The following is a 22,142-nucleotide window of genomic DNA, read 5'->3' on the forward strand; positions in this document are numbered from 1 at the left end:
CCCGCAGATCTGCGGGCCTTTTGGTCTTACCAGCGACTGCCGCCGAAGCTGAACGTCACGCCGGGACCACCGCCGCCGTAGTACCCGTATGGTCCGCCGCCATAATAGCCGTGGTGCCGCGGATAGTAGCCGTAGCTGCGATAGTACGGGCGATAATGGCCGTGATGATGGCGCCAGTGATGGTGGCGATGGCCGTGATAGTGGTGCCGGTGCTGAGCGCTGATGTCGGTCGATCGGCTGCCTTGCGCGATTGGCTTCGCGCTTGAATTATTGGCCGCGTTCGCCGCCGATCCGCCGGCAAGCGCCGCAGCACCGACGGCCATCGCGACAAAGAGATACTTCATGTCATCACTCCAGTTGAATGTCGTGCGACAACAGATGGGCATCCGGCGCGTTCCGGCCAGTGCGGGCGTCGAAACGACGCAGCTCGCGACTTCCGTTTCGCGCGGATGCGTGCGTGTCGTGAGATTTATTGTCGCATTACCGGCGTTGATCGCACTGTCGCCATCACTCTGCCGCGAATGACGCGATCACACCATCGGTTGTGACGATGCCTTGGTGGTGGTCTCACGGATGCGGATCAGGAAAGCCGTGGCGCTCGGAGAGCGCGGCGAGGATCGCGTCCTTGTCGGCGACGAAGGCGCGGCCCTGATGGCTGCCGGTCTGATACGGCGATGTCGCGCCATCGGCCAGCACCAGGATCGGCAGCGACTGGTTCTCCTCGCCGACCAGCGCGATCACGGCCTGCCGCGGGCGCGGCCACGCGATGCGCGCGACGTCGAGCTTGTCGGCAAGCAGCGGGAAGGAGGCCAGCACGCCCTCGATCAGCGCGCAATGCCAGCAATAAAAGCGGCGGCCCGGAAAGGCCGGGTCCTCGAAATCGGGGCGCAGCAGAAACAGACGGTCGCGCGTCATGGGTCGCTCCGAAGCATGGCCGCCTTGCTGAGGATCAAGGCGGTCAGGGCTGGCCGGCCTAGTCTCGACCTCCCAATTACCTGGGGAATCGACGAGGTATCGAAAGGACGCCATGCCCAAGCCGATCAGTCAACCGCATGGGCTCGCCGAGGTGACGACGCTGCCCGCGCTGCTGCGCTGGCGTGTCGGTGCGACGCCCGCAGCGGAGGCCTATCGCCATTTCGACGCCACCGCGAGACGCTGGATCAGCCAGTCCTGGCAGGAGATCGACGCGGAGTTCGAGTTGTGGCGGCGGGCGCTGGTCGCGGAGGATCTGGCGCCGGGCGAGCGCGTCGCGATCCTGATGCCGAACGGCATCGCGCATATCGCAATGGACCAGGCGACGCTGTCGCGCGGGCTCGTGCCGGTGCCGATGCATGCCGTCGACAATCCCGACAGCATCGCCTACATCCTCGCCGATTCCGGTGCGCTGCTGCTGTTCGTGGATACACTGGAGCGGTGGCAGGCGATCGCGGCCACCGGTCAGCCGCTCGACCATCTCAGGCGCATCGTCTGCGCGGACGGGGCCGGACCGGTGCCGGCCGACGCGCGCATCGTCGCGCTCGATCGCTGGCTCGCGGACGCACCGGGCGCGGCCGCGCCGCTGGCCGATGTCGCGATCAAGCCGGACGACCTCGCCGCCATCGTCTATACCTCGGGCACCACCGGGCGGCCAAAGGGCGTAATGCTGTCGCACGGCAACGTCGTCGCCAATGTGAAGGCGGTCGCGCAGCGCATCGCGGCAATGCCGCACGACGTCTTCCTGTCCCTCCTGCCGCTCTCGCACACCTTCGAACGCACCGGCGGCTATTACTATCCGATCGCGGCCGGCGCGTGCGTCGCTTATGCGCGGTCGGTGCCGCAACTCGCGGAGGACTTGAAGCAAGTGCGGCCGACCGTGCTGATCTCCGTGCCGCGGATCTACGAGCGCTTCTATGCCCTGATCATGCAGCATCGCACCGCGGCCGGATTCATCGAGCGCGCGCTGCTCGACCTCACGATCGCCGTCGGCGGAAGGCGGTTCGATGCGCGGCAGGGGCGCGCCGCGCCGTCGCTGCTCGACCGTCTGGCGTGGCCGCTGCTCAAGCGGCTCGTCGCCGACAAGGTGCTGGCGCAGCTCGGCGGCCGCCTGCGCGTTGCGGTCTCCGGCGGCGCGCCGATCGCCGAGCCCGTCATTCGCCTGTTCCTGGCGCTCGGGCTCGACATCCTCCAGGGCTACGGCATGACCGAGACCTCGCCGGTGGTCTCCGTCAACACGCCCGAGGACAACGATCCGCGTTCGGTCGGCCGCGTCCTCGACGGCGTCGAGGTCAGGTTGAGTGAGAACGACGAACTGCTGGTGCGCGGACCCAGCGTGATGCCGGGATACTGGCACAAGGAAGAGGAGACGCGCCGCGTGAAGGAGCCTGACGGCTGGCTGCACACCGGCGACCAGGCCCGCATCGAGAACGGACGCATCACCATCACCGGCCGCATCAAGGACATCCTCGTCACCTCCACCGGCGAGAAGATCGCGCCGGTCGACCTCGAGACCGCGATCCTCGCCGATCCCCTGTTCGAGCAGGCGATCGTGGTCGGCGAGCAGCGCCCCTTCCTCGCCGCGCTGGTCGTGCTCAACGCAAAGGCCTGGGCGCAGGAAAAGGAAAGGTTCGCAGCGAGCGGCAAGCAGGGCGAGGCGGCGGAGCGCGCCGTTCTGCTCGCGCGGATTGCTGCGGCCGTGAAAGCCCATCCGTCCTATGCGACGCCGCGCGCGGTGTGGTGGACGCTGGAGCCATGGACCATCGCCGCCGGGCTGCTCACGCCGACACTGAAGAACAAGCGCCCCGCACTCGAGCATCGCTTCGCCGACGAGATCACACGCATCTATGCGAAGAAGCCGGCGGCGCATGCTTCATGAAGAAACCGCGCTCACGTCGTCTTGAACGATGCGTCCGCCACGCTTGATCCAGCGCAACTTCGCCCGCTGCCTTGCCATGCATTGTCCGCCGCGACGTTGCGAAATGCAATCGAGATTCCCGACGACGTCGTGTTCACCGTGGAATATTCGGTGCGCGCGGCGCAGATGGCGGTCTATCAGCTGATGAAGATCGATCGCCCGGTGCCGCCGGTGACCCGTCACGACAAGTCGCTCGCCGTGATCTTCGCGACGCTCGAGAAGGCGTTCGCGTGAGGGCTGAAGCTATTTGAACGGGTCCTGGATCGACGGCGCCGATTGCCGGATGCGGCGGACGCTCACCGGCGTGCCATCGGAGACGAACAGCAGCTCGTATTTCCGGCCCTCGCTGTCGGTCGCCGTGCAGGTGACGTCATTCACCTTCCTGGCGGCGAAATTGCCGGTCTGGCGGCAGATCCCGGTGGAGGTCTGCTCGGCCGGCACCGGCAGGCCATCGACCTTCGGCCGGTTCTTGGAGTTGAGCAGCATGCGGTCGATCGGCAGCTCATAGGAATTGTCGTCGGCCCGCTTGCCGTTCTCGCCCGAGAACGACACGACGTGATTGGCGTCGGTGGGATCGTCGACGGCGACCGCGAAATTGACCCGGCCCTTGTCGCCATGGGCGTAGGCGACCGTCTTGCAGGCATAGGTGCGCCCGGCGACCTTGAGCGTCTTGCACTTGCCGGACATCAGCGCCAGCAGGTCGATGAAGCCGTTCTGCTGCGCGGGCGGATTGTTGACGGGGATGGGAGCAGAAGACTCGGCAAAACAAGGGCTTGCCAAGGCGATGAGGGCGGCACCAAGGGCAGGTCGGCAGAGGCGCATCGGAAGGCTCACATGCCAGGGAACCGCGGAAAAGTTCCGTCCGATAACCATCGAACCGCAAATTGGTTGCGATCCCGTTTGTTCTGCGAATCCCGACTGGAATACCACCGCGCCATCCCAACGGCGATTCGTCCAAATCGCCCAACCCGTCCCGGCAGGCACTTGCCGTCAGGCCGGTGTTTTTTTCGTGGCAGCGCTAGCCCATCGCCGCCTGCCAGCGCCTGTCGCGCAGGGACGGGCGGCGGTGCAGGCGGGCGTCGAGCAGGGTACGGGCGCGCGGCAGCTCGCCGCTGCGCATCAGAGCGACGATGAAGGTGTCCTCGATCAGTTCGCGCTGGGCGTGGCTGCCGCCGATGCGCACGACGTCAGCAAGAACCGGCGCGAGCGTCCGCGCGCAGGCCGCGTAATCCTCATCCACAAAGGCCAGAAGCGCGCGGCAGATTGCCGGCACCACGGGACCGGCCGGCAGCTTGCCGTCGCCGAGCCGCTGCTCGATCACGGCAAGACGGGCGGCGAGCGCCTCGTGGTTCTGCGTTGCGGCCGCGAACAGTGCCATGTGGACGTCAGCGAACGGCAGGCCCGATTTCGGAAACAGTCTTTGCGCGGCGGCGTCGGCCTCGAGCCAGAGCGCCTCGGGTACGGCGTGGCCGTAGGCGGACAGCCGCCAGAGCAGCGAAGCGCCGTCGGTGACGACGTTGAGCGGCGGCGCCTGCGTGACCGATGGCTGGAGCACATCGGCATAGATCGCGAGTGCGCGCGCCGCATCGCCATGCTCCAGCGCGCCGAGAGCCTGGTGCCAGCGGATGTGGCCGTGCAGGATTCCGGCGCGGTCGTAAGAGGGGATCCAGTCGTCGACGAGACGATCGGCCGCCTCGATCGAGCCGTCCTCGAACATCGCGTGCAGCACGGCGTGCGCGGCATGGGCGTTCGCCCGGCGCAAATCGAAGCCGCGCTCGGTGACGCCGCGGCCGCGCGCGACGTCGCCGTTCTCCGTCATCGCCCAGCCATACATGGTGAGGAACCACCAGTCCTCGCCATAGTGCTGCGCGACGCGCTCGCACAGCTCATGCCGCGCGCGGTCGTGATCGGCCATGCCGGAGAACGCGAACAGGCCGAACGCGCCAAGCGGCAGCGACAGCACCACGGCATCGCGCGGCCATGTCTCGACGTGTTGGCGCATCGCCGCAATGGCCTCGGGCAACCGTCCCTCGATCGCCAGCGCCAGCGTCTCGACATGGGAGCACTCGCGTTCCGTGCCGCGCGTCGCGGCGAGCTCGCGCGCGACTGCCGCCTTCTGACGGGCGAGATCGCCCTGCTGGTAGAAGGCATGAACGCGGGCACGGGCGATATGGGCCAGCGCAAAATCCGGGTCGGCTGCAATCGCGCGCTCCAGCGTTTCCGCCGTGCCGGTCCAGCCGGCGAGCATGAAGTCGATGCCCTCGCGATAGGCCGATGCGGCCGCATCGGATGTGGTGGAGATCGGAAGGCCGTAGCGGTCTTGATGCGCCATCATCGTCTCCGAAAATTCAAGCCGTCCGCGCGCGGCGTCCTTCGATCGGATAGGCGGGGTCGTTGTAGCCGGGCGTCGAGGGATGGCCTGGCACAACCAGGCGGTCGATCAATGCCTCGTCCTCCGCAGTAAAGCGGTAGTCGAGCGCGCTTGTGTAGCCGTCCCATTGCTCCTCCGTGCGCGGGCCGGCGACGACGGAAGAGACGAACGCGGAGTTGAGCACCCAGGCCACCGCGAACTGGCCGGCGGTGATGCCCTTCCTCTCGGCGTGGGTCTTGATCTCCTGCGCAAGCTGCAGCGATTCCGGCCGCCATTCGGTCTGCATCATGCGGGTGTCGTTGCGGCCCGCACGCGTTTCCTTGTCCGGGGCAGCATCGGGCTTGTACTTGCCGGTAAGCACGCCGCGGGCAAGCGGGCTATAGGGCACGATGCCGAGGCCGTAATAGGCGCAGGCCGGAAAGTGCTCGACCTCCGGCATGCGGTTCATGGCGTTGTAATAGGGCTGGCTCACCGCCGGCCGGGCGATGCCGAGCCGGTCGCAGATGTTGCAGATCTCGGCGACGCGCCAGGCGCGGTAGTTCGAGACGCCGAAATAGCGCACCTTGCCCGCGCGGATCAGATCGCCCATCGCGCGCACCGTTTCCTCCAGCGGCGTCGCATGGTCTTCCTTGTGCAGATAGTAGATGTCGATGTGGTCGGTGCCGAGCCGCATCAAGCTTTCGTCCGCCGCCTGCAGCACCCAGCGCCGCGACAGGCCGCCGCGATTGGGATCGCTGCCCATGGGATTGGCGAGCTTCGTGGCGAGCACCCAGGCATGGCGGTTGTTGGCGATGGCACGGCCGACGACCTCTTCGGATGCGCCCTTCGAATAGGCATCGGCGGTGTCGATGAAATTGATCCCGGCATCGAGCGCCTTCGCGATGATCCGTTTTGATGCGGCCTCATCCGTCGGCCCGCCGAACATCATGGTGCCCAGACAAATCGGCGACACTTTCAGGCCGCTGCGGCCGAGCTGGCGGTACTGCATGGGCGGGTCCTTTGCTTCCTGTGGTGTCAGCATAGCCGCCCAGTTCCGTCATTGCGAGCGCAGCGAAGCAATCCAGAGATGCATCCGCGGAAAGATTCTGGATTGCTTCGCTGCGCTCGCAATGACGTGTGGCGGAAGCCGCTTGCCACACTCTCAACTGTCATCGCCCGCGAAGGCGGGCGATCCAGTACGCCGAGACGTCTGTGATTGATCGAGCCGTCGCGGCGTACTGGATTCCCCGCCTTCGCGGGGAATGACAGCGGAGTGTGAAGCTATCACTCCGGCCCCTTCAAGATCTTGAACACGCCATTCGCCATCACCACGCAGCGGTCGTCCACGCTGACCTCGGTGCTCATGAAGATCAGGCTGCGCGTGGTGCGCACCACGCGGGGGCGGGAGATCAGGATGTCGCCGATCTTGCCGGCTTCGACGAAATGGGTGTCGAGCTGCACCGTCGCCATGTACTGCTTGCCCGTCTCGTAGCGGGCCGTCATGCCGCAGGTGCGGTCGGCAAACGTCATCATCACGCCGCCCTGGACCATGCCGCGGCGGTTGTGGTGCTTGTCCTCGGTGGCGAGCGCATATTCGAAGTGGCCGTCGACCTTGCGCTCCCACAGCGGGCCGATCAGATGGATGAAGCCACTGGTGTCGACGATCGACCAGCCGTCTGACTTGAGCTTTGCGGCGGTCTTGTCGATCATCGCCCGGTCCATCCTTGCAACGCTTGATCTCTCCTCGTTTCATCAGATGCGGTCCTGGTATAGTCAAGCATCATGAGAGTTTTCGACGATGCCACACGGCGGAATATTACAGAGGCCTGCGCGGCCTTCGCGCGGCTGCCTGAGGCGGCCACGCCGCCGGCGCTGAAACGCGCCGCGGTGGCGCTGGCGCTGACCGAGGACGGCGAGAGCAACGACACCGCGTTCCTGCTCACGCTGCGCGCATCGCATCTGCGCGCCCATCGCGGCCAATGGGCCTTGCCGGGCGGGCGCTGCGATGCCGGCGAGACGCCGGTCGAGGCGGCACTGCGCGAGCTCGACGAAGAGCTTGGCCTCCGTCTCACCGGTGCGGATGTGCTCGGCACGCTCGACGACTATCCGACCCGCTCCGGCTATCTGATCACGCCGGTCGTGGTCTGGGCACCGGACAGTGCCGCGATCAGGCCGAACCCGGACGAGGTCGCCTCCGTCCATCGCATCGCGCTTGCGACGATCGAGCGCGATGACGCCTTCGATTTCGCCGTGATCCCCGAGAGCAGTCGTCGCGTGATCCGCTTCCATCACCGGATGAGCCTGATCCACGCGCCGACGGCGGCACTGATCTACCAGTTCCGCGAGGTGCTGGCGGGCCGGCACACCCGCGTCACCGACCTGGAGCAGCCGGTGTTCGCCTGGAAGTGACGATGGTAAACGGCGCGTTAACGTGACGGTTACCGAAGGCCTGCTAAGAAGGCTCCATGCATCACACACCGATTCGACGCAGCCTGACGCTGGTTCCACTCGCGCTCGCCCTGCTCGCGCCGGCGGCGCTTGCGCAGGAGTCCGCCGCGCTTCCGCCGGCCGTCAGGAACGCGATGGCGCAGGCTTCGCCGCAGGCGATCGCCGAATATCGCCGCAAGCTGCAAGAATACCAGGAGGCGCGCGCCGCCTTCGATGCCGAGGCCGGCGCCTATTGGAGCCAGATCTCGGAGAAGCGGAAAACCCGCAATGCCAAGCGGCGCAGCGGACAGCAGGTGACGCTCGACGACTACGTGCTGGAGCATCCGCCGCTCTATAGCGGGCCGAAGCGGCCGGTGAACCCGGAGCCGGAGGAAACGCCCGAGCGCCCCCGAAAGCCGATCCCGGTGGTCGCCGATTTCCTGCGCGCGGCGCAGGAGCTCTATCAGTTCACGCCGCAGCGCCCGGCCAGCGAGGTCGAGTTCAAGCGCGCCTATGCGCGCTACGCGCTCGCCTCGGGGCTGACGCGCGAGCAGGCGGTGCGGGTCTATTCATTCGAGACCGGCGGCACCGGCAGTTATGACGTGCAGGCGGGAATCGAGCATGGCGGCAAGCGCGCGATCTCGACCGCGATCGGCTACAACCAGCTGCTGACCACCAACAGCGTCGAGCTCCTGGCCGAGCAGGGCCATGAGTTGATTCGCGCGCTGAGCGAAAAGGTGGCGCAGACGTCGGGGCCGGCACGCAAGACGCTGGAGCACAAGCTCGGCGTGCTCAAGCGCATGGTGGCGCACGCCAAGTCGGTACCCGACACCTGGTCGGAGCATGAGAAGATCGGCAACACCGCGCAGGGCTGGGCCATGCACGCGATGGTGCTCGACGTCGATGTCGGCCCGATGCTCCAGACCCACAAGCTCTTGACCTCGGTGCTGTTCGCACGCGCCAAGGGTTACACCCGCCCGCTCACCGCCGCCGAGCTCGAGATGATGAACCTCACCGGCGACGGCACCGGCCTCGACATGGTGACCATGCCGCAGGCCATGCGCGAGCAGGTGCCGACCTCGAACTTCTTCCAGCGCGGCGGCTACGAGCGCAACCCGGTCGCGATCCGCCACAACACGGTGGCCAAGCTGCTCGCCGTGACGGATACGCGGATGAATTCGAACAGCAACAATGCCGGCGCAAGGGAATTGGCGGGCGCGTTTTAGGGCACTGCTGCTCTGCTTCACCTCTCCCCGCTTGCGGGGAGAGGTCAGATCGCTCTTGCGATCCGGGTGAGGGGGTACAGGTCCCTCGACAATCTCATCCGCGGACAGAGCCCCTCACCCCAATCCTCTCAGCGCGAGCGAAGCTCGTCGCGGCCCCGTAACAACGGGGCGAGGCAGCGCACCGCCGTCGCCCCTACTGATCCGGCCCGAACTTGAACTTGCCGTCGCCTTCCAGATACGGGCCGGTGCGCATGTAGAGCTGGCCGTTGTGGCCGATGAAGAACAGCGTGCCCTTCGGCACCTTCTTGGCGCCCTTCAGCAGCTCGCCGGCATTGCTGGTGCCCATCTTGTAGGAAAAGGTCTTGCCGTCCCTGTCATAGGCGTAGCCCATGTCGGGCTTGAGCTCCCACGGCGTGGCCGCAGTCTGCGCCAACGCGGGCGCGGCAAAGGCGCCGAGCGCCGTCACGAGTGCAGCCGAAACGAGTGCAAATGTCTTCGTCGAAAATGTCATGATCCAATCCTCCCCGCCATTGGAGCACCCGGCTTGAACAAATCACGAACGGCGTTTCCGGGTCAATTCGCGAAAGCGCCGCAGCGCATCACATCGTGCCCAGCAGTTTGTGATTTTCCCTTCGTCCCCTCGCGACTATGTTCCGCTTTCCGTCTAGAACGCAATTCGACAAAAAGATTGGTGGGGATGATTCGGATGAACCATGTCATTAAAGCGTGCTCGGCCGTCGCGCTGCTGCTGACCGCGCTGGCGCCGGCCGCCCGGGCCGACGATTACCAGCTCAGCCACAACCAGCGGATTTCGTGCAGCCGCGGCCTTGCCCCGGGCAAGCTGAACACCGCGACCTGCAAATCCTATACCTACCTCTTCAACACCAGGACCTCGGAGTATTTCCGCTGCCAGGTCTCGCTGGCGCTGACCCGCGACAACAAGGAAGTCATCAACGTCCAGACCGACGGCGGCTGCACCAAGAAGCCCCGCATCTTCGAGACCGACGGCCATTATGATTTCGACGCGACCGAGACCGAGCCGCCGAACACCAATTCGTTCTTCGGCCCCGGCGGCTATTCGGTCTGGGCCGCCGACGTCACCGCGCAGAGGGTACGCGGCTGCATCATCATCTCCTCCGGCCTCGGCTCCGACATCTCCAAGTGCCTGGACATGACCTTCCAGTGAGGGTGTGCTCCCTCCCTCGCTTGCAGGGGAGGGGCGGGGAGGGTGTCTCCGCGATGGGGACAGTCTCCACTAGGACAGAGCCCTCACCCGGCGCTGCGCGCCGACTTCTCCCGCGCGCGGGAGAGGTGAGCGCTGCGCCACCTCGCCGCACCCGCCGGGTTCCCAAAAATCAAGCCGGAACGGCCGTTTACCGCAGTCCTGTTTTGCCTTTTGGATGGGTTGACCCGCTCCCTTCATCCGGCCAATTTCGCCGCCGGTTTGGGGAGTACAAAAATCATGAAACGGACGTTCTTCGGCGTGGCCGCGGCTCTTGCTCTGGCGGCGTCGGCACCTTGCGCGCATGCGCAATCCTTCATCAACGTGCTGACCGGCGGCACCTCCGGCGTCTATTATCCGCTCGGGGTCGCGATCGGGAAGATCTACGGCGACAAGATTCCGAACGTGAAGACGCAGGTGCAGGCGACCAAGGCGTCGGTCGAGAACCTCATCCTGCTCCAGCAGGGTCGTGGCGAGCTGGCGTTCACGCTGGGCGACTCGCTGAAAGCGGCCTGGGACGGCGAGGAGGAGGCGGGCTTCAAGACCAAGCTCGACAAGCTCAGGACCATCGGCGCGATCTATCCGAACTACATCCAGATCGTCGCCACCACTGAGTCCGGCATCAAGACGCTGGCCGACCTCAAGGGCAAGAGCCTGTCGGTCGGCGCGCCCAAATCGGGCACCGAGCTGAATTCGCGCGCGATCCTCGCTGCGGCCGGCATGAGCTACAAGGACCTCGGCAAGGTCGAATATCTGCCGTTCGCCGAATCCGTCGATCTCATGAAGAACCGCCAGCTCGCCGCGACGCTGCAATCGGCCGGCCTCGGCGTCGCCTCGCTGAAGGATCTGTCGACCTCGAGCCCGATCACGGTGGTGTCGGTGCCGAAGGAGACGGTCGACAAGATCGGCCCGCCCTTCATCTCCGCGACCATTCCCGCCAACACCTATACCGGGCAGGACAAGGACGTGCCGACCGCGGCCGTGGTCAACTATCTTGTCACGAGCTCCGCCGTCTCGGACGATCTCGCCTACCAGATGACCAAGCTGGTCTACGAGTCGCTGCCCGAGCTCGCCACTGCGCACGCGGCCGGCAAGGAGATCAAGCTCGAGACGGCGGCCAATGGCAGCCCGGTTCCGCTGCACCCCGGCGCGATCCGCTATTACAAGGAAAAGGGGCTGATCAAGTAAGGTCGGCTCTCGGTGTCGGACGTCATGGCCGGGCTTGTCCCGGCCATCCACGTTCTTGCCAATTGCTCTGTCATTCCGGGATGGTCCGAAGGACCAGACCCGGAATCTCGAGATTCCGGGTTCGATGCTTCGCATCGCCCCGGAATGACGGAGAGAGAGTTCGCGAATGCCCGGGATAACCCCGGGCATGACGTTTTGGGGGCCCATGTGCCAATGCTATCCGGCAGGGACAGGCTGAGGACGAATGAAATGCTGGAAAAGGCAGAGGCCACCGAGGCCCCCATCAAGGTCGAGTTCGACAATTTCGAGCACGGTTTTCCGGACGGATTCGGCCCGGGCTGGTGGGGTACGCTCGCCTACTGGATCGGCATCGCCTTCGCCACGTTCCAGCTCTATGTCGCCGCGTTCAACTATCTGCCGAGCCAGGTGGTGCGCGGCGTCCATGTCGGCTTCCTCATTCTCCTCACCTTCGGCCTGATCGGCAATTTCACTGCGAAGAGCGATTTTGGGCGAGCGCTCGGCTGGGTGATCGGCGGCGCCGGCTTCCTGTGCGGACTCTATCAATGGATCTTCTATGCCGACCTGATCGCGCGCGACGGCGATCCGACGCGGCTCGACCTCGTGGTCGGCACGCTGCTCGCGGTGCTGATCTTCGAGGGCACCCGGCGGCTGATGGGCGCGGCCCTGCCGCTGATGTGCGGCGCGTGCCTCGTCTACTGGTTCTTCGGCCAATATCTGCCGTCGCCGTTCAACCATCGCGGTTATGACTTCGACCAGATCGTCACGCACCTGTCGTTCGGCACGGAAGGCTTCTACGGCGTGCCGATCTACGTCTCGGCGACCTACATCTTCCTGTTCATCCTGTTCGGCTCGTTCCTGGAGCGCGCCGGCATGATCCAGCTGTTCACCGACGTCTCGCTCGGCCTGTTCGGCCGCACCCGCGGCGGACCGGCCAAGGTCGCGGTGTTCGCTTCCGGCATGATGGGCACGATCTCCGGCTCCGGCGTCGCCAATGTCGTCACCGTCGGCCAGTTCACGATTCCCTTGATGATCAAGTTCGGCTACCGCCGCGCCTTCGCCGCCGGTGTCGAGGCGACGGCGTCGATGGGCGGGCAGATCATGCCGCCGGTGATGGGCGCGGTCGCCTTCATCATGGCGGAGACGCTCGGCGTTCAGTACTCGGAGATCGTCAAAGCGGCGGCAATTCCCGCGATCCTCTATTTCGCCTCGGCGTTCTGGATGGTGCACCTGGAAGCCGGCAAGCACGGCCTTGTCGGCATGAAGCGCTCGGAGATCCCGAGCGCGTGGAGGGCGCTGGTGACGCGCTGGTACCTCGTGCTGCCGCTCGCCGCCCTCGTCTACATGCTGTTCGAAGGCTTTACGCCGCTCTATGCCGGCAGCATGGGCCTCGCGCTGACGGTGGCGTTGATCCTGGGCACCAGCATCACCGCCGGCGTCTCGACGACGGTCATCCGCTACATCTTCTGGATCGGGCTCGCGCTCGTCGTCGCCGCGCTGTCGCGCGACGGGCTCCAGATCGTGCCGGTCGCTTGCGTCGTGGTCGGACTGATCGTGATCACCGCCTTCGTTCGCGGCGGCTTTGCAGCCTTGCGCGCCTGCCGCGATGCACTGGCCGAAAGCGCCAAATCCGCCATCACCGTCGGCATGGCCTGCGCCATCGTCGGCGTCATCATCGGCATGATGTCGCAGACCGGTGTCGGCACCATCTTCGGCGGCTGGGTGATCGGGCTCGGCGAGAAGAGCCTGTTCCTGGCACTGATCATGACCATGCTGCTGTCGATCCTGCTCGGCACCGGCATCCCGACCATCCCGACCTACATCATCACCGCCGCGCTTGCCGCGCCGGCGCTGGCAAAGCTCGGTGTGCCGCTGATCGCGAGCCACATGTTCGCGTTCTACTACGGCATCATGGCCGACCTCTCGCCGCCGGTCGCGCTCGCAGCACTTGCCGCCGCGCCGATCGCGAAGGAGAACCCGGACAAGATCGGCTGGGAGGCGATGCGCATCGCGCTCGCCGGCTACGTCATTCCCTTCATCTTCGTCTATTCGCCTGCGCTGATGCTTCAGGCCGGCGATCCCATGGCGGCCAAGCTCGGCTTCTACGGTGCGGTGGCGCTTGCAACCCTGAAGGCGCTGGTGGCGATTGCGCTGTTCGGCATGGTCGCGATCGGCTTCCTGTTCACGCGGTTGACGCTGCTGGAACGTCTGGTTGCACTCGGCGCCGCGTTCTGTCTGCTCGGCGACTTCCCGTTCAGCGACACCGCGGGCTTCGTGCTCTCCGCAGCGCTCGTGCTGTGGCAATGGCGGCAGCGTCCGCCGGCAACGGTCGAGGCGGTGTGAGCCTCTGCCTTGCAACAGCGGGCGGCGTGAAGGCGCTGGCGCTGTCCGCCTTCACGCTGGCCTGGACGCATTCGATTGCAAAGGTCGAGTGGCAGGAGGACTGGCGCGTCACCCCCGCCGGCCTCGAACTGGTGCAGGCCCGCGTCAAGGGCACCGGCCCCGGCATGGAGCCGCCGCCGGAGGCGCGGCTTGTCGACGGCTGGTTTCAATGGCAGCCGACGCGTTCGCCGATGCCGGAGGTCGTGCTCGGTAACTCGGCGGCGGCGGGGGAGTGGCGGCTGTGCCATGGTGGACAGTGCCGGACGCTGTCCGAGATTGTCGGCCATCCCATCGGTGCTAACGTCACGAAGATGGGCTTCTGCAAGGATCCGTAGCCCGGATGAGCGAAGCGATATCCGGGAACGGTGGCCCCGGATGTCGCTTCGCTCATCCGGGCTACAAAGAACAACAAAGGAGAAACGAGATGGATCGGCTCAAGGGCAAGGTTGCGATGGTGGTAGGCGCGGGCTCGATCGGACCCGGCTGGGGCAACGGCAAGGCCACCGCGGTGACCTTTGCGCGCGAGGGCGCGCAGGTGTTCTGCGTCGATCGCAACGGCGCGGCGGCCGAGGAGACCGCGAAGATCATCACCGACGAAGGCGGCAAGGCCACGGCGTTCACCGCCGACGTCTCGCGGGCGAGCGAGATCGAGGCGATGGTCGCGGCATGCCTGAAGGCCTATGGCCGCATCGATGTGCTCGACAACAATGTCGGCATCGCGGAGATGGGCAGCGTGGTGGAGGTGACCGAGGAGAGCTGGGACCGCGTCTTCAGCGTCAACCTCAAGAGCGCCTATCTCGCCATGAAGCATGTCATCCCCGTGATGGTGAAACAGGGCGGCGGCTCGATCATCAACATCTCCTCGATCGCCTCGATCCGCCACATGGGCATCTCCTACGTGACCTATGGCACCTCGAAGGCGGCGATGAACATGATGACGCGAACCACCGCGATCGAGTTCGCGCGCCACCATGTGCGGGTGAACGCGATCCTGCCCGGCCTGATGAAGACGCCGATGGTCGCGCATTCCGCAGGTCTTGCCGCAAGCTACGCCAGCGGCGACGTCGAGGAGATGTGGCGCAAGCGCGATGCGCAGGTGCCGATGGGGCACATGGGCGACGCCTTCGATGTCGCCAACGCGGCGCTGTTCCTGGCGTCGGACGAGTCGAAATATGTGACGGGGATCGAGCTCGTGGTCGACGGCGGGATCACCTGCAAGGCGGGGGCGTAACGCCAATCCGCTGTCGTCCCGGGGCGGCGGACCGCGAACCCGGGACCAATAGCCACAGGGTGGAGTTGTTTTGCCGAGACGTAACTCCGAGTCATCGTAACCACATCTTCCTGTGGTTATGGGTCCCGGATCTGCGCTCCGCTTCGCTGCGCTTGTCCAGGACGACAGCGGAGAATTACTGCGCCAGCGCCAGGATGCCGCCAGCAAACGCATGCCACGCGGCCGTCTCGCTGATCGGCCAGTTCAACACCTTCACCGCCAGCAGCGTGAGCGTGCCGTAGATGTAGACCGGATGGACGCGGCCCTCGGTGCGCCAGTCACGTACCATTGCGACGACGAGCAGCAGCGAGGCAACCACGGCCGGAGCGATGGTCACCGGCACCGGCGGTGGGCCGGGCGGTCCGGGAGGCGCGAGGAAGGTGAGAAACCAGCGCGCGATCGCGGCGTCGAGGATCGACACCGCCGCGAGCAGCATCAGGCGCTTGTGGATCTCGGGCCTCCGCGTGTTCACGATCGCGAGCACGAACACGACCGCGAAGAATGCGATCCCGCTCATCGGCACGATCGAGAAGCCGATGCCGGCCTCCTTCTGACCGAGTGCGGTGGAATGCTGCATCACATGCACGGAAGCGAGAAAGCCGAAGATCGTCATCGCGGTCGCAAGCGACACGCCGGCGATGCCGAGCGAACGGTGATTGACCACGCGGCCCGAGGCGGCGAGCCAGGTCTGGAGCACGAAATAGAGCGACCAGGTGAAGAACAAGAGTCCGTGAAAATGAATCACGGGGCTTGTGGAGAAGGTCCGCTGCGCAAGCGGGATCCAATAGGTCGGTGCGAAGCCGAGGAAAGCAGTGGCCGCACAGGCCAGCGACATGTGGAGATAAAAATATCGTGCAGGCGACGCATCACGCGCGCGGACACGACGGTCGTCGATCAGGGTCGTCATCAGGAGTGAGTCTATGGGGAGGCGATCCGGTTCAGCCCCTGGACAGCCCAGTGTGATCTAGCGCACGTAGCTCAACCGCCCGCGCTCAATTCTGCGCGATCGAGCTCTTCCTCGAGCCGATGAAACGCGTCGTCGCCGATCACCTCGGTGGCGCGGAGGTCGAAGATCGATTTGCGCGCGGCTTCGATGGCGCGGCGGCGCAGGGGATCGGCAGGCAGTTCGCCGCTGGCGATGCCGCCGTTTGGATCGCTCTCGGCCTGCATCAGGATCGCGCGATATTCGAGCCGCAGGATTTCCGCCTCCTCCGACGGATCGCTCTCGATCGCGTCTAGTGCCGCGCGATAGGCGACCGCGCGTCCGCGCGCGACCTCGGCGCCGACGGGATCGTCGTCCTTGAGGTTGAAGGCCAGGATCAGCGGACGCAGCGTCAGGCCCTGGATGACCAGCGATCCCAGCACCACCGCAAAGGCGATGAAGACAATGAAGTCGCGATAGGGGAAGTTCTCCGGCAGGGCGAAGGCCGTGGCGAGCGTGACGAGGCCGCGCATGCCGCACCAGGAGATGATGAGGCCGCCCTTGGGCGAGGCGACCGCCGTCGGATCCTTGGGATGATAGATCCCGTACGCGACGAGCGTGCGCAGGGTCGTGCGGTAGAACGTCACCCAGAACAGCCGGACCAGGACCACGGTGAGCAGGATCCATGCGGCGGCCACGCAATATTCCCAGCGCACGTCAGCATCCAGCCGCGACCAGATCGGCCGCATCTGCATGCCGATCAGCATGAAGGCGAGCACGTTGAGCACGAACACCGTCGTCTCCCAGACCGCATAGGACGGCACCCGCAGCCGCGCCGGGATGCGTGCCGGCGCCGTGCGCGCGACGGTGATGGCGTAGACCACGATGGTGAGGATGCCGGAGAGACCGAGATGCTCGGCGGCGATCCAGACCATGAAGGTGGTGGCGAACTGCACGATGATCGCGCTCGGCGCCTCCCTCACCCGTTCCATGAACAGCGGGATGATGCGCCCTGCAAGGAGACCCGCGATGACGCTGCCGACCAGCGCCAGCGCCATCGTCGGCGCGACCTGGCTCCACGTCAGATGCTCGGCGGCGACGGCGCCGACGGCGATGCGATAGATCAGAAGCGCGCTCGCGTCATTGAGCAGGCTCTCGCCCTCAAGGACCTTGACCATGCGGTACGGCAGCTTCACCTGGCTCAGGATCGCGACAGCGGCCGCTGCATCGGGCGGCGCCACGATCGCGCCGAGCGCAACCGCGGCGGCCCAGGGCATGTCCGGCATCAGCCGGTGCGCGACATAGGCGACGCCAGCGGTGGTGAGGCCGACCGCGGCGACGACAAGGGTGGAGACCGGAACCCAGTTGTTGCGCAGATCCCGCAGCGAGGTGTCGAAGGCGGCATCCAGCAGCACCGGTGCGACAAAAAGCGCCAGCGCGAGGTCGGGCTCCAGCGTCCAGGTCGGGCTCCCCGGCAGCAGCGCGATCAGCGCACCGCCGATGGCGAGAAAGGTCGGGTAGGGGACCTTGATCCGCCGCGCCAGCGCCGATAAGGCAACAGCGCCGAGCAGAAGCGCGATGAGCCATTCGAATGTCGACACGCCAGTCCCCGAAGACAGATTTGAGCGATGCCACAAGCTAGCACCAATCCGGCCGTATAGCGGACAATCCGGTCTCAAGGCGAGCTTTCCGACTGCAACGACAATGCGATCTCTTCTCCTGCTTCAATCGTCAGGCGTGGCGCTGATCTATGCGCTCTCGCTCGCCGTGGCCCATGCCGCGACCGGCGGCGAGCCGGTCGCTGTGGCGCAGATCGACGTCGCGCCGTGCCTCGCTGCGGCCTTAGCCGACGACATGGACAAGGCGGCCTCGGCCTGTGCGGCCGTGATCGACAACGAGAAGACCGCGAAGGCAGACCTGATCAAGGCGCTGGTCGCGCGCGGCGCGCTTTATGCGCGGCACGACCAGATCGACCGTGCGATCGCCGACGACAGCCGCGCTCTTCTGCTCGATCCCACGCTCGCCGACACGTTCAACGCGCGCGGCGAGCTCTGGCTGAAGAAGGGCGACAAGCCCAAGGCGGTGCAGGATTTCGGCGCGGCGCTCAGAATCGATCCGAACCACGAGAAGGCCAAGGTCAATCACAAGGCGATGGCGCGCGAGCTCGAGCGGATCGGCGCGCAGATGGCGGTCGCCGGCAAGCCCAGCTTCAACTGCGCCGGCGCGCGGCGTGCGGTGGAAAGGGCGATCTGCGGCAATCGCGAGCTCGCCGATCTCGATCGCGAGATATTCGGGTCGAATGCCCGCGCGATCCGGGAGGCGCGCAATCCCGCGGAGGCCAAGGCGCTGCATCGCGAGCAGGACGAGTTCATCGCCCGCCGCAATGCCGGTTACGGCCGGCCGGGGTACGACCTGAAGAAGGCGATGCAGGAGCGGTTGCAGCGGATCAACGGCGTCGACGGATATTAATGCCGCGCATCGCCTCTCTCGCTCGCGGCGAGAGGGAGGCCTCGCCGTTTGAACCTGTTGCCGGATGAACGCGACAACGGGGAAAGCCCTTGTCACGGAGCCCAAAGCCATGTGCGGCACGTCTCGCCCCGCGCAACACTCATCCGTTGCCCGATCGACGCTGCTCGGCGCAACCTTGACCGCCGGCCTCGCGCTCGCGGCCGGCCCCGCCGCCGCCGGCGTCGCCTGCGTGCTCGACAGCAAGGCGCCGCGATCCGAGCTGATCGCGGCCTGCAATGTGATCATCGATCAGACCGGCAATCCGAGGCGGGACCGTTCCGCGGCGCTGGTCGTTCGTGCGAACGCCAATGCGAGGACGGAGGGCGGCCTGAACCAGGCCTTGAAGGACCTCGACCGCGCCATCGCGCTCGACGGCAAGTATGCGCCTGCCTATCGCGTGCGCGGCGACCTCCTGCGCGAGGCGGGCGGAGATCTGGGCCGCGCCGCGGCCGATCTGTCCACCGCGATCAAGCTCGATCCCAACGACGCCGAAGCTTACGAGATGCGCGGCATCGTCTATACCAATCAGCACCGGTTCGACCGCGCGCTCGCCGACTATGACCAGGCGATCAAGCTGAAGCCCGACTATGCCCAGGCCTGGTCTGACCGCGGCACGACCTTTTATCTTGGCGGCGACAACGAAAAGGCCGTCCGCGATTTCAACGAGGCGCTACGGCTCGATCCGAACCACGCGCGCGCCCACGCCAACCGCGCGGCTGCCTACAGGAAGCTCGATCAGCTCGACAAATCCATCGCCGACGAAACCGAGGCGATCAGGCTCGATCCCACCGAGCCGGAATTCTTCAACAACCGCGGCCTGTCCTATGCCGACCTCGGCGAGTACGACAAGGCGATCGCCGACTACGACCAAGCGCTGCGACTGGAGCAGCGGCCGAACTTCTTCACCAACCGCGGCGATTCCCACCAGTTCAAGGGCGCGCTCGGCGCCGCCCTCAGCGACTACGACGCTGCGCTTCGGCTCGATCCGAAATTCGCGCTCGCCTACAACAATCGCGCCGTGCTCTACAGCAAGATGGGCGAACGCAAGAAGGCGCTGGCCGACTTCGAGACGGTGCTGCGGCTCGATCCCGGCAACCGGAGTGCAGCCGACGGCCGCCGCAGCATGATCGCCGAGATCGCCAAGTTCGGCGCAACCACCTCGGGCCCGATGCATGCGCGCTCGGCCGACGATAGCGGCCCGTCCTTCGATTGCGCCACGGCCAGGCGCGAGGTCGAGAAGGTGATCTGCGCCGATCCCCAGCTCGGCGTGCTCGACCGCCAGATCGCCGAGACTTACGAGCGCGTGCTGAAGTCGGCCAACAAGCGTTCGGCCGGCGACCTGCGCAGGACCCAGCGCGACTTCCTCGCGACGCGCAACGCCAGCTTCGGCCGGCCGGGCTATGATCTGAAGAAGGTCATGCAGGAGCGGCTGCAGCGGTTGAATGCGATGGAGAGCTGACGAGCTTGTGCGGCGCGCGCTCTTCGCCTCTCCCCGCGTGCGGGGAGAGGCTGGAATTTGCGAGAGCAATTCCGGGTGAGGGGGGGCCTCCGCGGAGTCTAACTCTCACCGTCCCCGGGGAGACCCCCCTCACCCAGCCCTCTCCCCGCAAGCAGGGCGAGGGAGGACACAGCCGCTGCCGCGCTCTCTCCCCCAAAAGCACCATCCTTTTCAGCTTGAACCGCGGCCCGTTCCCGGGAAAATACCCTTCAAACAAGGCCGGCACTTGATCCGGGTCATGGCGGGGCGCCTGTCCTGCCGCATGGTCGGGGCCAGGCGAATAAAGGGAACGGGAGCGCGGGAATGAATATCCAGGGGAAGAGTCTCTATCACGAGGTCCATGCGCGCTCGCTGGCCGATCCCGAGGGCTTCTGGGCCGAGGCGGCCAAGGAGATCGACTGGATCGAGCCGCCGAAGAAGGTCTTCGATGCCACGCAAGGCACCTACGGGCGCTGGTTCACCGGCGGCCTCGTCAACACCTGCTACAACGCGCTCGACCGCCACGTCGCGCGCGGCCGCGCCGACCAGGTCGCGTTGATCCACGATTCGCCGCTGACGAACAGCATCACCAAACTCACCTATGCCGAGCTCCTCGGCGAGGTGCAGGCGCTCGCCGCCATCATGCAGGATTTCGGCGTCGCCAAGGGCGACCGCGTCATCCTCTACATGCCGATGGTGCCGGAGGCCGTGGTCGCGATGCTGGCCTGCGCGCGGATTGGCGCGGTGCATTCCGTGGTGTTCGGCGGCTTTGCCGCCAAGGAGCTCGCCACCCGCATCGACGACGCCCAGCCGAACCTCATTCTCTCCGCAAGCTGCGGCATCGAGCCCGGCCGCATCGTGCACTACAAGCCGCTGCTCGACGAGGCCATCAAGCTCGCGAGCACGAAACCGAAGGCCTGCATCGTGCTGCAACGTCCGCAGCACACCTGCGACCTGACCCCGGGACGCGACTACGATTGGGCAAGCCTGCGCCGCAAGGCGCTGAATGACGGCAAGAAGGCTACTTGCGTGCCTGTCGCCGCCACCGATCCGCTCTACATCCTCTACACGTCAGGCACGACCGGCATTCCCAAGGGCGTGGTCCGCGACAATGGCGGGCATCTCGTCGCGGTGAAATGGTCGATGTTCAACCTCTATGGCGTCAAGCCGGGCGAGGTCTGGTGGTGCGGCTCCGACATCGGCTGGGTGGTCGGCCACAGCTACATCGTCTACGGCCCGCTGCTGCACGGCGCGACCTCGATCATGTATGAGGGCAAGCCGGTCGGCACGCCCGATGCCGGCGCATTCTGGCGCGTGATCTCCGAGCACGAGGCGGTGGCGCTGTTCACCGCGCCGACCGCGTTCCGCGCCATCCGGAAGGAAGATCCGGACGGCAAGTTCATCCGGCAATACGATCTCTCCAAGTTCCGCACGCTGTTCCTCGCCGGCGAACGCGCCGATCCGCCGACGGTGGAATGGGCGGAGCAGCAGCTGAAGGTGCCGGTGATCGATCATTGGTGGCAGACCGAGACCGGCTGGTGCATCGCCGGCAATCCGGTCGGCCTCGGCATGCTGCCGGTGAAGCATGGCTCGCCGACGGTGCCGATGCCGGGCTACCAGGTCGACATCGTCGACGAAGCCGCAAAGCCGGTCGGCCCCAACACCATGGGCTCGATCGTCATCAAGCTGCCGATGCCGCCGGGCTGCCTGCCGACGCTATGGAATCAGGACACGCGCTTCAAGGAAGCCTACTTGAGCGAATTCCCCGGCTATTACAAAACCTCGGACGCCGGCTACAAGGACGAGGACGGCTATGTCTTCGTCATGGGCCGCACCGACGACATCATCAACGTCGCCGGCCATCGCCTCTCCACCGGCGGCATGGAGGAGATTCTGGCGTCACATCCGGATGTGGCCGAATGCGCCGTGCTCGGCGTCAAGGACGCGATCAAGGGCGAGGTGCCCTGCGGCTTCCTGGTGCTGAAGGCGGGCGTGAAGCGCGCCCCGGCCGAGATCGAGAAGGAGATCATCACGCTGGTGCGCGACAAGCTCGGCCCCGTCGCCGCCTTCAAGCTCGCCATCACCGTCGGCCGCCTGCCCAAGACGCGCTCCGGCAAGATCCTGCGCGGCACCATCAAGAAGATCGCCGACGGCGAGGCCTGGACCATGCCGGCGACGATCGAGGATCCCAAGGTGCTGGACGAGATCGGCGAGGCGCTGAAAGGGAGGGTGTGAAGTTTTGGCCTGTCATTCCGGGGCGAT

General features: G+C 65.9%; 22 protein-coding genes. 13 read left to right on the forward strand and 9 right to left on the reverse strand.

Features of this window, described 5'->3' with window-relative positions:
* Window positions 1-26: 26 nt before the first annotated feature.
* Entirely contained in the window at window positions 27-344 is a 318-nt protein-coding gene (locus GPL20_RS20565) for a hypothetical protein (protein ID WP_157331324.1), read from the reverse strand.
* Here GPL20_RS20565 and GPL20_RS38920 point away from each other — a divergent pair.
* A complete protein-coding gene (locus tag GPL20_RS38920) occupies window positions 343-525 on the forward strand; it encodes a hypothetical protein (RefSeq protein ID WP_167533128.1) in 183 nt (60 codons plus the stop codon). The genes GPL20_RS20565 and GPL20_RS38920 overlap by 2 nt on opposite strands.
* A gap of 42 nt (window positions 526-567) precedes the next feature.
* Here GPL20_RS38920 and GPL20_RS20570 read toward each other — a convergent pair whose 3' ends face one another.
* Window positions 568-915 (reverse strand): DUF3088 domain-containing protein, encoded by a 348-nt coding sequence (locus tag GPL20_RS20570; protein WP_157331325.1) that lies wholly within the window; start codon window positions 913-915, stop codon window positions 568-570.
* 112 nt (window positions 916-1,027) lie between these two features.
* Here GPL20_RS20570 and GPL20_RS20575 point away from each other — a divergent pair, with 112 nt between their 5' ends.
* A complete protein-coding gene (locus tag GPL20_RS20575; protein WP_157331326.1) occupies window positions 1,028-2,851 on the forward strand; it encodes an AMP-dependent synthetase/ligase in 1,824 nt (607 codons plus the stop codon).
* Between the two features lie 21 nt (window positions 2,852-2,872).
* Window positions 2,873-3,124 carry an oleate hydratase gene (locus GPL20_RS20580; protein ID WP_157331327.1) on the forward strand — a complete coding sequence of 84 codons (252 nt, stop codon included), beginning with the start codon at window positions 2,873-2,875 and terminating at the stop codon, window positions 3,122-3,124.
* Between the two features lie 9 nt (window positions 3,125-3,133).
* Here GPL20_RS20580 and GPL20_RS20585 read toward each other — a convergent pair whose 3' ends face one another.
* From GPL20_RS20585 to GPL20_RS20600, 4 genes are all read right to left on the reverse strand, one after another.
* The gene (locus tag GPL20_RS20585; protein WP_157331328.1) at window positions 3,134-3,712 is read right to left on the reverse strand and encodes a hypothetical protein; all 579 of its coding nucleotides are present in this window, start codon (window positions 3,710-3,712) and stop codon (window positions 3,134-3,136) included.
* Window positions 3,713-3,908: 196 nt separating this feature from the next.
* Entirely contained in the window at window positions 3,909-5,222 is a 1,314-nt protein-coding gene (locus GPL20_RS20590; RefSeq protein WP_157331438.1) for a tetratricopeptide repeat protein, read from the reverse strand.
* Window positions 5,223-5,238: 16 nt separating this feature from the next.
* Window positions 5,239-6,249: an aldo/keto reductase gene (locus GPL20_RS20595; RefSeq protein WP_157331329.1), complete on the reverse strand. Its 1,011-nt coding sequence runs from the start codon at window positions 6,247-6,249 to the stop codon at window positions 5,239-5,241.
* 275 nt (window positions 6,250-6,524) lie between these two features.
* Entirely contained in the window at window positions 6,525-6,950 is a 426-nt protein-coding gene (locus GPL20_RS20600) for a PaaI family thioesterase (RefSeq protein ID WP_167533130.1), read from the reverse strand.
* 69 nt (window positions 6,951-7,019) lie between these two features.
* Here GPL20_RS20600 and GPL20_RS20605 point away from each other — a divergent pair, with 69 nt between their 5' ends.
* Together GPL20_RS20605 and GPL20_RS20610 are read left to right on the forward strand one after the other, a co-directional pair.
* Complete coding sequence (locus GPL20_RS20605; protein ID WP_373568229.1) at window positions 7,020-7,649, forward strand: NUDIX hydrolase; 630 nt, start codon at window positions 7,020-7,022, stop codon at window positions 7,647-7,649.
* A gap of 56 nt (window positions 7,650-7,705) precedes the next feature.
* Complete coding sequence (locus GPL20_RS20610; RefSeq protein ID WP_157331332.1) at window positions 7,706-8,893, forward strand: hypothetical protein; 1,188 nt, start codon at window positions 7,706-7,708, stop codon at window positions 8,891-8,893.
* A 193-nt stretch (window positions 8,894-9,086) separates the two neighbouring features.
* On the opposite strand, the gene GPL20_RS20615 is transcribed toward GPL20_RS20610, so the two are convergent.
* Entirely contained in the window at window positions 9,087-9,404 is a 318-nt protein-coding gene (locus tag GPL20_RS20615) for a hypothetical protein (protein WP_157331333.1), read from the reverse strand.
* 195 nt (window positions 9,405-9,599) lie between these two features.
* Between GPL20_RS20615 and GPL20_RS20620 the strand changes: the two genes are divergently transcribed.
* The 5 genes from GPL20_RS20620 (at window position 9,600) to GPL20_RS20640 (ending at window position 14,934) form a co-directional block, all read left to right on the forward strand.
* A complete protein-coding gene (locus tag GPL20_RS20620; protein ID WP_167533131.1) occupies window positions 9,600-10,079 on the forward strand; it encodes a hypothetical protein in 480 nt (159 codons plus the stop codon).
* Window positions 10,080-10,355: 276 nt separating this feature from the next.
* Entirely contained in the window at window positions 10,356-11,303 is a 948-nt protein-coding gene (locus tag GPL20_RS20625) for a TAXI family TRAP transporter solute-binding subunit (RefSeq protein WP_157331335.1), read from the forward strand.
* 249 nt (window positions 11,304-11,552) lie between these two features.
* The gene (locus GPL20_RS20630; protein ID WP_167533132.1) at window positions 11,553-13,664 is read left to right on the forward strand and encodes a TRAP transporter permease; all 2,112 of its coding nucleotides are present in this window, start codon (window positions 11,553-11,555) and stop codon (window positions 13,662-13,664) included.
* Window positions 13,625-14,038, forward strand: a complete 414-nt coding sequence (locus tag GPL20_RS20635; RefSeq protein ID WP_157331336.1) for a DUF1850 domain-containing protein — start codon at window positions 13,625-13,627, stop codon at window positions 14,036-14,038. The genes GPL20_RS20630 and GPL20_RS20635 overlap by 40 nt, the downstream gene beginning before the upstream one ends.
* A gap of 89 nt (window positions 14,039-14,127) precedes the next feature.
* Complete coding sequence (locus GPL20_RS20640) at window positions 14,128-14,934, forward strand: SDR family NAD(P)-dependent oxidoreductase (RefSeq protein WP_157331337.1); 807 nt, start codon at window positions 14,128-14,130, stop codon at window positions 14,932-14,934.
* Window positions 14,935-15,109: 175 nt separating this feature from the next.
* Here GPL20_RS20640 and GPL20_RS20645 read toward each other — a convergent pair whose 3' ends face one another.
* Together GPL20_RS20645 and GPL20_RS20650 are read right to left on the reverse strand one after the other, a co-directional pair.
* Window positions 15,110-15,880 carry a hypothetical protein gene (locus tag GPL20_RS20645; protein WP_157331338.1) on the reverse strand — a complete coding sequence of 257 codons (771 nt, stop codon included), beginning with the start codon at window positions 15,878-15,880 and terminating at the stop codon, window positions 15,110-15,112.
* Between the two features lie 71 nt (window positions 15,881-15,951).
* Window positions 15,952-17,496, reverse strand: a complete 1,545-nt coding sequence (locus GPL20_RS20650; protein WP_254125530.1) for a cation:proton antiporter — start codon at window positions 17,494-17,496, stop codon at window positions 15,952-15,954.
* 103 nt (window positions 17,497-17,599) lie between these two features.
* Here GPL20_RS20650 and GPL20_RS20655 point away from each other — a divergent pair, with 103 nt between their 5' ends.
* The 3 genes from GPL20_RS20655 (at window position 17,600) to GPL20_RS20665 (ending at window position 22,115) form a co-directional block, all read left to right on the forward strand.
* Complete coding sequence (locus GPL20_RS20655; RefSeq protein ID WP_157331339.1) at window positions 17,600-18,364, forward strand: tetratricopeptide repeat protein; 765 nt, start codon at window positions 17,600-17,602, stop codon at window positions 18,362-18,364.
* Window positions 18,365-18,473: 109 nt separating this feature from the next.
* The gene (locus GPL20_RS20660) at window positions 18,474-19,862 is read left to right on the forward strand and encodes a tetratricopeptide repeat protein (protein WP_157331340.1); all 1,389 of its coding nucleotides are present in this window, start codon (window positions 18,474-18,476) and stop codon (window positions 19,860-19,862) included.
* A 342-nt stretch (window positions 19,863-20,204) separates the two neighbouring features.
* A complete protein-coding gene (locus tag GPL20_RS20665) occupies window positions 20,205-22,115 on the forward strand; it encodes a propionyl-CoA synthetase (protein WP_157331341.1) in 1,911 nt (636 codons plus the stop codon).
* The last annotated feature ends 27 nt before the right edge of the window (window positions 22,116-22,142 follow it).

The organism is Bradyrhizobium cajani, assembly GCF_009759665.1.
Taxonomy (GTDB): Bacteria; Pseudomonadota; Alphaproteobacteria; order Rhizobiales; family Xanthobacteraceae; genus Bradyrhizobium; species Bradyrhizobium cajani.